General features: G+C 69.3%; 11 protein-coding genes. 9 read left to right on the plus strand and 2 right to left on the minus strand.

Annotation, left to right across the window (positions count from 1 at the left end):
* The first annotated feature begins 93 nt into the window (after positions 1-93).
* The 4 genes from BMG523DRAFT_RS02425 (at position 94) to BMG523DRAFT_RS02440 (ending at position 5,977) form a co-directional block, all read left to right on the plus strand.
* Positions 94-1,725 carry an LCP family protein gene (locus tag BMG523DRAFT_RS02425; RefSeq protein WP_043590257.1) on the plus strand — a complete coding sequence of 544 codons (1,632 nt, stop codon included), beginning with the start codon at positions 94-96 and terminating at the stop codon, positions 1,723-1,725.
* Between the two features lie 260 nt (positions 1,726-1,985).
* Positions 1,986-3,581, plus strand: a complete 1,596-nt coding sequence (locus tag BMG523DRAFT_RS02430) for an LCP family protein (RefSeq protein ID WP_308726840.1) — start codon at positions 1,986-1,988, stop codon at positions 3,579-3,581.
* On the plus strand, positions 3,578-4,483 hold the full coding sequence (locus tag BMG523DRAFT_RS02435) for a TIGR03089 family protein (RefSeq protein ID WP_011435163.1): 906 nt from the start codon (positions 3,578-3,580) through the stop codon (positions 4,481-4,483). Before BMG523DRAFT_RS02430 ends, BMG523DRAFT_RS02435 begins: the two co-directional genes overlap by 4 nt.
* Before the next feature lie 159 nt (positions 4,484-4,642).
* Positions 4,643-5,977 carry a UDP-glucose/GDP-mannose dehydrogenase family protein gene (locus BMG523DRAFT_RS02440; RefSeq protein WP_011435162.1) on the plus strand — a complete coding sequence of 445 codons (1,335 nt, stop codon included), beginning with the start codon at positions 4,643-4,645 and terminating at the stop codon, positions 5,975-5,977.
* Positions 5,978-6,055: 78 nt separating this feature from the next.
* On the opposite strand, the gene BMG523DRAFT_RS02445 is transcribed toward BMG523DRAFT_RS02440, so the two are convergent.
* Positions 6,056-6,673, minus strand: a complete 618-nt coding sequence (locus tag BMG523DRAFT_RS02445) for a carbonic anhydrase (protein ID WP_011435161.1) — start codon at positions 6,671-6,673, stop codon at positions 6,056-6,058.
* Positions 6,674-7,072: 399 nt separating this feature from the next.
* Between BMG523DRAFT_RS02445 and BMG523DRAFT_RS02450 the strand changes: the two genes are divergently transcribed.
* The 5 genes from BMG523DRAFT_RS02450 (at position 7,073) to BMG523DRAFT_RS02470 (ending at position 12,788) form a co-directional block, all read left to right on the plus strand.
* The gene (locus tag BMG523DRAFT_RS02450; RefSeq protein ID WP_235462821.1) at positions 7,073-7,582 is read left to right on the plus strand and encodes a GtrA family protein; all 510 of its coding nucleotides are present in this window, start codon (positions 7,073-7,075) and stop codon (positions 7,580-7,582) included.
* Between the two features lie 358 nt (positions 7,583-7,940).
* Positions 7,941-8,537 (plus strand): TetR/AcrR family transcriptional regulator, encoded by a 597-nt coding sequence (locus BMG523DRAFT_RS02455; protein ID WP_023839889.1) that lies wholly within the window; start codon positions 7,941-7,943, stop codon positions 8,535-8,537.
* A gap of 210 nt (positions 8,538-8,747) precedes the next feature.
* Positions 8,748-9,905: a hypothetical protein gene (locus BMG523DRAFT_RS27085; protein WP_043590269.1), complete on the plus strand. Its 1,158-nt coding sequence runs from the start codon at positions 8,748-8,750 to the stop codon at positions 9,903-9,905.
* 874 nt (positions 9,906-10,779) lie between these two features.
* Positions 10,780-12,045 (plus strand): hypothetical protein, encoded by a 1,266-nt coding sequence (locus BMG523DRAFT_RS02465; protein ID WP_023839887.1) that lies wholly within the window; start codon positions 10,780-10,782, stop codon positions 12,043-12,045.
* A 29-nt stretch (positions 12,046-12,074) separates the two neighbouring features.
* Positions 12,075-12,788 carry a hypothetical protein gene (locus BMG523DRAFT_RS02470; RefSeq protein WP_011435156.1) on the plus strand — a complete coding sequence of 238 codons (714 nt, stop codon included), beginning with the start codon at positions 12,075-12,077 and terminating at the stop codon, positions 12,786-12,788.
* 38 nt (positions 12,789-12,826) lie between these two features.
* Here BMG523DRAFT_RS02470 and BMG523DRAFT_RS02475 read toward each other — a convergent pair whose 3' ends face one another.
* Positions 12,827-13,336: a PH domain-containing protein gene (locus BMG523DRAFT_RS02475; protein WP_011435155.1), complete on the minus strand. Its 510-nt coding sequence runs from the start codon at positions 13,334-13,336 to the stop codon at positions 12,827-12,829.
* Positions 13,337-13,366: the final 30 nt, after the last annotated feature.

Genomic DNA, 13,366 nt, shown 5'->3' on the forward strand with positions numbered 1-13,366 from the left:
GGGTTCGGGGCGGCCAGTCGGCGGGAAACCTTACCGCGCATCTGATCGTTCCAGACTCAGCAGACATCTCGGGCCGCCTGGGAGGGGGACACGGTGACCGACGCGCCGCCGCGTCTGTCCGCGGGGTCCCAGGGCCCGCCCCCGCGGCGACGAAATCGTCTGAATCCGACCGCCCGTGCGTATCGAGGCCCGTCTCCGACCCGGGACGACCACCAGGCACGCGACGACCACCAGGCACGCGACGACGAACACGACACTCGCCGGAAGCGGTCTCTGACGTCCCGCCTGCTCACGGTAGTCGCAGCGATGCTCGCCGCCGTGGTACTCCTTGCCGCGGTGGGCGGCTGGACCGCCTACGAGTATTTTGACGCCCAGATCAACCGGATCCGCCTCGGGCTCGGCGGGGACCGGCCGGCGGAGGCCGCGGAGGGCACCCGGAACTTCCTGCTGGTCGGATCGGACAGCAGGGCGGGCACCGGCGGCGAGTACGAGAGCCAGGGAGCGGTGACCGACGAACGGTCGGACACGACGATGCTGGCCCACCTCGACGTGGACGGGACCACGACGATGGTCTCCTTTCCGAGGGACACCCTCGTGCGCATTCCGGGGCACGGCCTCGGCAAGCTGAACTCGGCGATCACCCTCGGCGGTCCCAGTCTCCTGATCAGAACGATCGAGAATCTCACCGACATCAAGATCGACCACTACGTCTCGGTCGATCTGGCCGGTTTCAAGGAGATGACCGACGCCATCGGCGGTGTCACCGTCTGCGTAAAACCGCTACCAAACGGCGGAAAGTCCAATCTGTACGATCCGTGGTCACAGTGGCGGGGCACGGTAGGCAAGAATTATCTCAACGGAGAGCAGGCACTCGCCTTCGTCCGCCAACGCCACGGCCTACCCGACAACGATTTTGATCGCATCCGCCGTCAGCAGCAGTTCATCGGCGCCGTCTTCACCCAGGCAACCACGACCGGGGTGCTCGCCAACCCGGTCAGGCTGGAGAACCTGCTCCAGGCCGCGACCAGGGCGCTCACCGTCGATGACGGCACCAGCATGAACGACATGCGCGCGCTCGCGACACGGCTGCGCGGGATGTCCGCCGATCAGATCCGGTTCGAGACGATCCCCGTACACACCCCGACGCCGGCCGAGGGCGGCAACGCCGTGGGGGAGCTGCCGAGGTTCGGCTCCGTGCAGCTTTACGACCCCGAGACGCTGGAGAAGTTCCTCGCTCCGCTGCGCGGGCGGGCCCGTGACACGCGGGAGTCCTCCGTTACCCCGGCACCGACTCCGACGGTCGACCCGGCGCAGGTGCTGATCGACGTCTACAACGGCGCCGGAGTGGGGGGCCTCGCCGCCAAGGCCGCCGGGGCGCTGCGGCAGGCCGGTTTCCGGGTCGGCCCGCCGCAGACGTGGCAGGCCGGCGTGGTGGAGACGACGCAGGTGCGCTACCGCCCAAGCGAACAGGCCGCCGCCCATGCCGTGCAGGCCGACGTGCCCGGCAGCCGGTTGCGCGCGGACGCCTCCGTCCCCGCCGGCCACATCGCCCTCGTCCTGGGCACGTCCTACAACGGGGTGAACCCGAGTCCAGCGGCCGGGGGCGCCGGATCGACCGGTGGTACCGGCACAGCCGCCGGGGCGACCGGCGGGTCCGCTACGGCGGACCCGCCTCCCGCCTCACCGTCAACGGCCGCGGATCTCACCTCGGGGTGCACGTACTAACCGCTCGCCGTCTGACTCACCGCCGGCTGACTGATCGTTCACCCGACCGTCCGATCACATTCCGCGCCGTCCGCACTACGGCCGGAGACGAGATCAACCCCGCCGCGAACATCCGTGCTTGTCATGGCAACGTCTTGGCCGTCCGGAACGTCCAGTTAGACGGACACGGCTGCCACATCACGACCACGACGGCCGCGGCATGCGTTCCGGCGGGGGTTCTCCCGCCCCGGCCGCCTGAACGAGGAGGGCTTTCGACTCAGGTGAGCCCCGATACCATGCGCCCGCCGGCCCTGCCGTCCGCGTTGGACCCACGTGGGCCCCGTCGCCACCGCTCCCCGCTGCGACGGCTGTCCGTTGGAGCCGTCGCTCTGCTGTCCGTGCTGGTTCTCGGTCTGAGCACCATCGGGTGGGCCGCCTACCGACAGTTCGACAAGGCCGTCACGCGCGTCGACTGGGACATCGAGGGTGCCCGCCCGGCGAGCGCGGACGGCGAGGAGAACGTCCTGCTGCTCGGCGACGACAGCCGGGAGGGCACCGGGGGTGAGTACGGCGTGGTGGACGGCGTCCGGTCCGACACCACCATCATCGCCCACTTCGGCAAGGACGGCTCGGCCACGTTACTGTCCTTCCCCCGGGACATGCTCGTCCCGGTGGTGCCGCGGGAGAAGGCCACCGCCCACGACGGCCGGTCGAAGCTCACCGAGGTGCTCGGGCTGGCGGACGTCCCCGGTCTCGTCACCACGCTGGAGTCCCTGACCGGCCTGAAGATCGACCATACCATCTCGATCAATCTCGCCGGTTTCAAGACGATGACCGACGCGGTGGGAGGCGTGAGCGTGTGCGTGACGCCCCTACCGAACGGCAGCACCCGCAACCTGCACGACTCGATGTCGGGATGGAGCGGACGGCTCGGCGAGAACCGTCTCAACGGTGATCAGGCGCTGGCCTTCGTCCGGACCCGTTACGCGCTCGGGGACGAACGCCTTCGCATTCTGCGCCAGCAGCAGTTCCTCTCCAAGCTGCTGGCGACAGCGACCAGCAGCGGAGTGCTCACCAACCCAGCCAAGATCACTTCACTGATCGGTGCGGTCGGCAGCGCGCTGCGGATCGACCAGGGTCTCGACCAGACCGCGATGCTCAAGCTCGCGAAGCGGGTCAGCGAGCTGGGTCCGGGAAGAATTCACTTCGTGACAGTCCCTACGCACATCGCGCTGCGCTCCGATGGCGCGGTTGACGACCTGGGTTCGATTCCCCCGCACGGGGCCGTACTCATCGTCGATCAGGCCGGCCTCGACCAGGTCCTCGCTCCGCTGCTGCCCGCGGGCACCAAGCCTCCCGCACAGCGAACTCTCGACCCCGCCCAGGTCTCGATCGCCGCCGTCCGCAACGCCTCGGGACGTGCCGGACTCGCCACCGGCACGGTCGACGGACTGCGGGCACGCGGCTTCACTGGGCCGATGACCGCCGCGACATCGACCCGCCAGACTCTGACCGAGGTACGCCATCCCCCGGGCCAGGAGGCTGCGGCACGCACCCTGGCGGCGACGATCCCCGGCAGCCGGATCGTCGCGGACGCCGGCCGCTCCGGGGCCGGCCTCGTCCTCGTCCTCGGATCCACCTTCACCGGCCTGCCCAGCTCCGGCCTGCCCAGCGGTGGGCTGCCGGGCGCGGCGGCAACCGTCGGCACGAGGATCTCGACGACCTCGACCGCCGCCGGTGGTGACACCCGGGCGACCACGATCGGCGGCACCGCGACGCCGACCCCGGCGGCCGGCGGGGCCGGCGTCGGCGGCACCACAGGCACCGCGGCCGCTCCGGTCGGTCCCGTTCCCTCCGACCCCTCGTGCACGCCATGAGCGCCTCCGTGCCGCGGCTGGTCGCCGCACGGACGCTGCTTGGCCCGGCCGCGGACGCCGACGCCGCACCCGCGGCGGGGGTTCGCGGCATCGCGTCCGTCCTCGCGCACCGGCTGGCCACCGATCCCGCCCGCCCGCTGGTCACCTTCTACGACGACGCGACCGGCGAACGCGTGGAATTCTCGGCGACCACCTTCGACAACTGGGTGGCGAAGACCGCGAACATGCTGGTCGACACGCTCGGCCTCGGCATCGGTGACCGGGTCGGCGTCCACCTGCCGACGCACTGGCTCAGTTCGGTCATCCTGCTCGCCACCTGGTCGGCCGGGATGGACGCGGTCCTCGTCCGGGACGCAGCCGGCGAGCAGGACGGCGGGGACGCCGAGAAGGCCGGCGGGGAGCTCCCGGTCGCGACCCCCCTCGACGCGCTGTTCGTGGCCGAGGACCGGCTCGACGAGGCATTCGGCCTGATGGTGGACGAGATCGTGGCCCTGTCACTGCGCCCGCTGGGTGGTCGGATGCGCAGGCCCGTCGCCGGGGTTCTCGACTACGCCGCGGAGGTGCCCCCGCACGGCGATCGGTTCGCCGCCCCGGCAGCGCCGCCTGGGCAGGCCGCGCTGCTGCGCGCGGGTACCGCGATCGCGGGGGCGTGGGGCCTGGGACCCGCGGACCGGGTGCTGTTCACCGCGCCGCTCGCCACGACCGAGGGCCTGGTCGGTTCGCTGCTTGCTCCCCTGGTCGCAGGCTCGTCGATCGTGCTGTGCCGGCATCTCGACAGCGCCGCGCTCCCGCGGCGCATCGAGACGGAGAAAATCACCGCCGTCGGCCGGTCAGTCCTGCGGCACGCGCCCAGCCCACTGCCCGCGGGGGTCCGGTCGCTGCCGCTCCCCCGCCTCGGGTGAAACCCGTACGACCCCCGTATCGGGCCGCGGCCGGGGAATGACCATACCCGACATCCGGGCGGCTCACAGACGGCGTGACCATCGAACGGCGCGACGGCCAACGAGAATTGGGGCAGCGCGGCGGCCGTCTTTACCACGTGCAGCGGAGGTCACTCAGACGTGAGCACGTCACCGGTTCTTCACCTCAGCGTCATCGGCACCGGCTATCTGGGCGCGACACATGCCGTGTGCATGGCGGAACTGGGTTTCGAGGTCATCGGTGTCGATATCGACGCGACCAGGACGCAGCGGCTCGCCGCGGGTGAGGTGCCCTTCTTCGAGCCCGGTCTGGAAGGGCTACTCCGCAAGAACCTGGAGGCGGGACGGCTGACCTTCTCGAGTTCGCTCGCCGAGGCGGTTGACCGGGCCGAGGTGCATTTCATCTGCGTGGGAACACCGCAACGGCCCGATTCCGGCGCGACGGACCTGCGCCACGTCGAGGCGGCGACGAATGGTCTGATCGCGGCCGGGCTGCGGCCCGGGACGCTGGTGGTGGGCAAGTCGACGGTTCCCACGGGCACCGCGGCCCGGCTGGCCGGACGACTTGCCGCCGGCGCCCCGGGCGCGGAACTTGCGTGGAATCCCGAGTTCCTCCGGGAGGGGTCCGCCGTCGACGACACCCTGCGGCCGGACCGCCTGGTCTTCGGGGTCGTCCCGGGTGGCACCGCCGAGGCACGGCTGCGGACGGTCTACGCCAGAACGATCAAAGAAGGCACACCCGTCATCGTCACCGACTTCGTCACGGCCGAAATCGTGAAGGTCGCCGCGAACGCCTTCCTCGCGACGAAAATCTCCTTCATCAACGCGATGGCCGAGATCTGCGACATGACCGGGGGGGACGTGACCGAACTCGCCGCCGCCCTGGCCCACGACCCCAGGATCGGGCCCCGGTTCCTCCAGGCCGGCATCGGCTTCGGCGGCGGCTGCCTACCCAAGGACATCCGTGCCTTCCAGGCCCGTGCGGACGAGCTGGGAGTCGGCTCCGCGCTGGCCTTCCTCACCGAGGTCGACGCCGTCAACACGCGGGCCCGGACGCGGACGGTGGCGCTGGCCACCAAGGCGCTGGGGGGCTCGCCGACGGGCCGGATGGTGGCGGTCCTCGGTGCCGCCTTCAAACCGAATTCCGATGACATCCGCGACTCGCCCGCCCTCGACGTGGCCACCGCGCTGCACCGCGCCGGCGGCCACGTGTCCGTCTACGACCCCGCGGCGATCCCGAACGCCCGCATTCACTATCCGTACCTGCACTACACCGACTCGGTGATACGGGCCGTGGCAGGCGCGGAGATCGTCCTGGTCCTGACGGAATGGAGTGAGTTCCGCGAGATCGACCCGGCCGCCCTACGGCCGCACGTCAGCAGACCCATCGTCATCGACGGACGGCACGTCCTGGATCCCGCGGTCTGGCGGGATGCCGGCTGGATCTACCACGCGCTCGGACGGCCACTCGCGTGACCCACCGACCGGACCGAGCAAGCTTGGTCCGACGACGATCCGACAATGCGGCCTATCCCCACGCCGCCGTGGACCGCTCTACGGCAGAACCTCGACCAGTGCCCCGGTCTCCACCTGGTAGACGAACCCGCGTACCGAGGTGGTGGACTGCAGGAACGGCGACGAACGCAGCACCCTGACGGACTTGCGCACGTCCTCCTCGACATCGGGAAAGGAATACACGGCCCATTCGGGACGAACGCCCGTCTTGCACTCCAACTGGTCCCGGAACCCGTCGTCGGTGATCCTTTCGAGACCACACCCGGTGTGATGCAAAAGAATGATCTCCGTCGTTCCCAGCACGTGCTGGCTCACGGCGAGCGAGCGGACCACATCCGGGGTGATGACACCACCGGCGTTGCGCAGGATGTGGGCGTCACCTTCGACAAGACCGAGCAAGGCCTCCACCTGGATCCGCACGTCCATACACGCAACCACCGCGACGCCCAGGCGCGGCCGCGCGCCGGGCAGGGCAGGTAGCCCGGCCTCCCGCCGCCGGGCGGGGTGACCTGCAGCGTAGCTCAGCAGGAGTTCGGTCGCCGTGGCAGCGCCGCTCACCGGGCTCACCGTATCCGCGGGGCGCACGGTGTCCGCATGGACATCGTCTGCATGGACATCGGCAACGGGGTCGACAGCGGTGTGGTCATCGGTGTCCACGTGGTCATCGGTCCTTGACGTCGGCATCAACGGCTCGGCCAACGACTCGAGCGGATCATGATGATGCGTCCTTCCGATCAATGGTCCCCACTCTCCCAACTGCCAGGATGCCGTCCATGGGCCCAGCTTCGCCAACGTTCCCGAGTTTTTGCCGAAGTTGTGCCACTCACGTTGCCCGCCGCACCGGATTGGTGGCATCACCTAGCGTAGAGATGGGAACAGCTACCCGGTGACTCCACCACGCGCCGGCGCGTTCACCGCTACGTCCGGCATCATGTCCGGTGAGCCGGCCTCGCCGCGGATGTCCACCACGCCACCGTCGACGGGGGTGGCACGGTGGGCGGCCGGGAGCAGCCGGTACTCTCTCTGGGTGGTAAATATCGATCGGGGTCGCCCGTGGTGAGACACCGACAGACCCGCTCACCGGTGCAGGTACTCGTCCACGAGATGGGCAAGTTCGGGCTGGTCGGCGGTGCGTGTTACGCCATCGACTTTCTCGTCTCCAACCTGTGCCACACGCTTCTCGGAATGGGTCCGCTCAGCGCGAAGACCGTCTCCACGGTGGTCGCCGCCACCTTTTCCTACATCGGGAACCGGCAATGGTCGTTCAACCATCGCGCCCGAACCGGTCTACGTCGCGAGTACACACTCTTCGTGATCCTGAATACGGTCGGGTTGCTGATCGCGCTCGGCTGCCTCGGGTTCGCACGCTATGTACTCGATCTCAAGGGCGTACTTGCGTTCAACCTGTTCGGTAACATCATCGGCACCGGGCTGGGCACCGTATTCCGGTTCTGGGCCTACAAGAAGTGGGTCTTCCTCCACCCGGACCACCCCAAGGCCGCCACGAGCTGCGGAGCCCGTCAGGACGGTCGTCGGCACATCCCGGAGCATGCGGGCCGGATCTGACCGCACCAGCGGCCACCGGCCCGACACCCCGGCCCGGCGCGCATTCCGCCACCTGCTCCGGCACCGGACCGGCCGTTTCAGGCGCACCGCGCATCGCCGCCACCCCGGACGCCCAACACGCCCGCCGACACGGCACGACAGCGGAACAGGACGTTCCGCCCTCTCACCGTCCCCGGCGGACAAGTCGGGAACAACCCAGTTCCGATACCGAACGGTTCCCGAACCTTCGCCGGTGGGCTACGCTCGGCGGGCCAGGCTGGCGCCGCGCGCCCACAGCCCTCCATCCAGCGAGACACATCGGCTACCGGGAACGCCGCGTGGAGCGCCGTCCAGTCCGCAGCAACCTGGAGGGTGTGTCGTGACCCCGTTCTCGCTCGCGTCGTCGCACCCCGGCGGCCGACCTCGCGACGAGAGCCGGGACCAGGCGATCCGCACCGCCACCCTGGACCTTCTGGCCGAGGTCGGATACGACGGTGTGACGATGGACCGGGTGGCCACCCGGGCGCGAGCCGGCAAGGCCACCATCTACCGGCGCTGGCCGTCAAAGCTCGCCCTGGTGATGGACGCGGTCAACGCCTTCACCGAGCAGCGGATGCCGGCACCCGACAACGGCTCCCTCCGCCTGGACATCCTTGAGTTCCTGACCTCGTTCCATGACGCGATCCGCGGCGATCGGGGACGGATCCTCGCGGAACTGATCTCGGAGATGCCGCGCAATCCCGGTCTGCGCGACGCCCTGCGCCGCGGCCTCTGGATGCAACGCCAGGCGAGCTCGGAAGCCATCATCGAACGCGGGATCGCCCGCGGCGAGGTCCGCCCGGACGTCGACCGCACGGTACTCATAGAACTCGGAACCGCCGTCATCCTCCAACGGGTGCTGCTGACCGGAGACCCGGTCGATCAGACGTTCCTGGAGATGATCGTCGACGACATCGTGATCCGTTACGCGGCCTGATCCGACACCTTGTCTCCAAGACGACCCGGGATCCCCCTCCGAACACAAAGCTCCTAACATCGAGCATCGAGCCCGACCTGGGCCGAACGGGGCGATCCGTCCCGCTCTAACACAGATGGACGGTTGCGAGAACCGCCCGGCACCACGGCGGGATCAGCAAGATCACGAGTGCGGGCAGGGGCCGCTCTTCGCGCAGCGCAGGAGGACGTCATGCAGTCACCGGGCCCAGGCCCCCAGGACCCGGACGCCCAGACCCAAGGGGTTGACGGCAACGCTGGTGGTTCCTATTCCGCCTCGCCGTACTCCGCGGGCTCGGCACCGTTCGGCGACGAAGACGAGACCCACCTGATCGGCGACAGCGCACCCGGCGTCAACCAGCCCGGCGGCTACCCGCCCACGGCACAGTACTCCCAGCACCAGCACCCCCAGCACCAGTACGCACAGAATCCGTACGCACAGCACCAGCACCCCCAGCACCAGTACGCACAGAATCCGTACCGCGGCACCGATCAGTACCCCCCGACGGCGGTCCACCCACCCGGCGAGGGCTACGGCCAGGATTATCCCGTCGGCGGCTATCCCACGGAGAGTTATCCGCAACAGGCATATCAGCAGAACTATCAGCCGGGTTACCAACAGGGCTATCAGCAGCAGGGCTACCCCGCGGCGGACGGTTACGGAGGCTATCCGCCGCCGGGGGCGCCCCCCCGGCCCGGCGGCTCTCAACGTCGGCGTAACACCATCATCGCTGCCGCGGTGGCGGCGACACTCCTCCTGATCGTTGTTTCGGTTGCGCTCCTCTCCGGAGGTTCCGACAACCCGGGCACGGTGGCCGCGTCCGAAAGCCCCAGCGCCTCGCCGACCTCGACAAGCCCATCGTCATCGCCCTCGCCAAGTCCGAGTCCGAGTCCGAGTGTGAGTCCGAGTGTGAGTCCCTCGGCGCAGTTCACCTCGGCGCAGCACGCCCTGCTGGCCAAGCTCGACTCGTCCGTGATGATGGACTGCGAGCCCAACAGCGAAGCCGAGGGCGGCCACATCAAGGCGTCGTTGTTCTGCAACTCGGATGATGGGAAGGTGGTAGCCGCCTACTCCTACGCGACCACCAGTGATCTGAACAGCGACGTCGAGGTGCGCAAGTCCCTGGTCACCACCACCGGAGGCAAATGCGAGCAGGGCGGCGACGAGGTCTTTACCTGGAACTTCCACGAGGGTGCGACCCAGGGCACGGCCGTCTGCAACGTACGTGACGGTGATCATTTCATCTTCTGGTCCTACAACTCCACGTTGGTCTCCTTCATGGCGACCGGCCCCGACGGGGCGGCCCTGTACGAATGGTGGAGTAATTTCGATCCGGTGCCCAAGGCCTGACGTCGCGGTGGACGCCGCCGGGACGCGGCCACGTCCACACGGCGGGGCGCCGTTTGCTGTGAATTCGATCTTGCCTGCTTGCCTTCGGCCGGGCGGGTGGTGATAGAGCAGTATTTGTGACGCAGTAGCCTGACATCGCCCATATCCGGGTGGTGAGGGGCCTACGCTGGGGTCGCACCTGTCACCCATCTCGGGAGGAACCGTGCCCAGCCCCGGCCAAGGCGACAACGAAGCGTCGCAGGTGTCCGAGCCACCGCCGGACTTGCCGCGGCCAGGGAGCGGCCCCGATGCAGACCCGGACGGGCCTGACCGGACCATCCTGTATCCACTGCACCGGGGACCAGGGGTGGAGCCGGGGCATGCCTTGTCGCCTCCGCCATACACGAATCCGGTCCCACCGCCGTCGGCCCTGGGCTCGGGACCGCCGCCGGGTTCCATACCGCAAGGCCCGGTTCTGCCACCGGGCCCGCCGGTTCCCGCGGTTCCCACGGTTCCCCCCCGCTTCGGGGGACTGCCCGGTCCGGGTGGCCTGCCGGGGCCGCCCGCGCCCTCCACTCCGTCATGGCCTCCCGCTCCCCCCGGGCCACCCGAATCTCTCGCCCTGCCCGGCTCCGCCCCGCCCACCGGTCCCCCCGCCTGGTCCGCCCGGGCGGACCAGCCTGGTCCGGGCGGGCAGGGACCGCCTGGCCTGCCGGCTCGGTCGGGGACGCAGGGACCTCCCGGCCCCCCGGGACCCCCCGGGCCACCCACAGGCATGGCCGGCCCGCCCGGTCCGCTCTACTACGGCTCGCCAACCAGATCCGGCAGCTCTGACTCCCCGGTGGCCTTCGGCCCCCCCCTGCCTTCGGGACCTCAGACGTCCTCCGGAGTGTCGATGTCCCCACATCACACCCCATCGTCACCGTGGCCGGACGACGGCGACCTCACCTATCGCCTGACCCCGCCCACCGGACGGCCCGGCATCCAGGGCGGCGACCCTAACCAGCCCGGAACCCTCGCGAACCAGCCCGGAACCCTCGCGGCCGAAACCGGCACCGGGCTCGGCACGAACGGTGACACGGCCTTCCTCGGAGCCTTCGAGGCCCGGGGCAGGTCCACGAACGGCGTTGACGCGCAGGCCGAGCCGTCCGCACCGCCCATCGGTTATCCGGCGCCAACTCCCGGAGCGACAATCGGTGTCAACCCGCCGAACGGATTCCCTTCGGTGAGCGGAACTCCGGTCACATCCGGCGCATCTCCGCTTCCCGTATCACCCGCCGACCACCCGTTGACGGGCGGGACGCCTGTCCCGACCGGCGGCTTTCCAGCGTCGGCGCCCGTCAATCTCCTCGGCACGTCCGCCCCCTCGGTCGACACGGCCACCGCCGTGCGGCTCGGCGCGCCTGCGGATTCCAGACGGCCCTCGTCGTTACCGGGGCTGTTGCCGGGACTTCCGCCGGAGCCGCCCGTCCACCCGACGGGAATCCCCGCCGGCGCGGCCGGACCCGGGCTCACCGAGCGCGCCGTGGCCCCCCTGGCCCCCATGGCCAAGCGCGGCACGGCCTCCCGGCACGAGGTCAGCGTGGATCGACGCCTGCTGTTCGCGGGCGGCGGTCTCCTCCTGACCCTGGTGATCCTGCTCGGAGTCGTCGTCTTCACCGGCGGGGACGGCGCCGACACGACGAGCGGACAATCCGTCGCCAGAACATCGACCATCGAAGCGTCGGGGAGCGGTGGACAGCCGGCCGGCAATCCACAGGAGATCCTCCGCTCACTACTGAACCCGGTCGTCATGACGGGATGCGCCGTCCCCGCACACCGTGACAGCGCCTACGCCGACGCCGCCCTCGTCTGCAAGGATTCCAGCGGCATCGAGGTCACCGCCTTCCACTTCCCGAGTCAGTCCGCCATGGACCGGCAGATCGGCGCCCGTGAAACGTACTACTATGACGAGGGGAACTGCGACGATGGCCAGCAGAGCTCGGAGCAGTGGAGCTCGCCGGCCGAGTCGACCGGTGGCACCCGGCTGTGCTACTTCTTCGCGAAGCGTTTCTACGAGTTCTGGACCTACGACGACTATCGAATCGCGTTCTCCGCGGATGATCAAGATCCGGGTAACCTCAACAGATGGTGGAAGTCGTTCGATCCACTCCGCCATTGAGCTGACCTTCCTCGGGAGGCCGGATACCTGTGAACGGTTCCGAAGACGGATTCCCGCGGAATCCGGCCGACGGTGACGAGGATCCATCCGGTGGAACCGGCTCGTGGTGGCGTCGTGGACCCCTCACCGCGATCGTCCTGATCATCGCGGCTCTGATCGCGAGTGGCATCACCATCGGACTCGCCGTGACCCACGATCCGAGCGACAGCCCCGCCGGTCGCCACCCGTCGGCGTCCGGCACGACGGGCACCGCAGGCACCGTGGCCTCCGGAGGGCCCGGCGTCGGACCGTCGCCGGGCCCGACGCTCGACGCCGCCGAGGCCCGGCTGCGGTCCTCGCTCAAGCCGTTCGCGGTCGACGAGTGCACGAGTGCGCCGCCCAGCGAGGGACAGGCGGTACCCGATGGCGTGGAGGCGGCCCTCAGCTGCGTCCCCGGGGTGGCGACCGACGCTCCAGCCCCCGCTCGAATCCTCGTCCTGCGTTACCGGGACGCCTCGGCCCTGACCCGCGACATCGCCCGCCGGTCCGCAGCCCTCGCCGACGTCGGCGACTGTTATCAGGGACAGACCGGCATCGAACGCTGGGCACGCGGCTCCCGACGCCGTGGCACCTTCCTGTGCGATGCAAGACCCGGCCGGTTCTCGGTGTTCTGGACGGTTGACGACGAGCGTCTCGGCTTCGCCACGGAGGACCCGCAGGCCGACAAATTGCTCGCATGGTGGCGGGAGTTCGATCCGGTGTGACGGATCTGCCGTGCTTACCGCCTCCGGCCGTCCCGGCGTCAGGCCCCCGGATAGCCCCGTGACTGGTAGGGCGCGGAGAGATCGGCGAGGGTTTCCTGCACCCGCTCGGCGTGCGGCATACACGACAGGCTGACCCGGCCCCGCTGCCCCACCGCCTCAATGATCAGCTCACCCGAGCCCAGAAGCCGGTCGATGACGTTCTGCTGCACCGTCGCGCCAACCAACCAGGCGAGCGGGACGTCACGCCCGACCCGCGTGACGACCCCTTCGCGGATCACCAGTCGATGGTTCGTCACGACGTAATGGGTCGTCATCCGACGTAACCATGGCATCACACTCAGGTAACCGATCGCACCGAAGGCGACCAGAAGCACGAGATACTGGATGGGCTTCTGCAACACCCCTCCGGGTGCGAAGAAAACCCCCAGCACGGCGAAAAGGAGGGCGGCAACCGTCCAGAACGCCGGGACTACCAGGCTGACCCAGTGCGGGTGCACATGAAGGACAACCTCTTCGTCCTGGGTGAGGATATCGTCGGGAAACGCCACGGCAACGATCGTCGCATCTCGGGCGGACAG

It is taken from the genome of Frankia sp. BMG5.23, assembly GCF_000685765.2.
Classification (GTDB): domain Bacteria; phylum Actinomycetota; class Actinomycetes; order Frankiales; family Frankiaceae; genus Frankia; species Frankia casuarinae.

Excerpts from the sequence above, each read along its gene's own strand:
- BMG523DRAFT_RS02435 (WP_011435163.1), top strand. The coding sequence starts at position 3,578 with ATGAGCGCCTCCGTGCCGCGGCTGGTCGCCGCACGGACGCTGCTTGGC.
- BMG523DRAFT_RS27085 (WP_043590269.1), top strand. The coding sequence starts at position 8,748 with ATGCAGTCACCGGGCCCAGGCCCCCAGGACCCGGACGCCCAGACCCAA.
- BMG523DRAFT_RS02465 (WP_023839887.1), top strand. The coding sequence starts at position 10,780 with ATGTCCCCACATCACACCCCATCGTCACCGTGGCCGGACGACGGCGAC.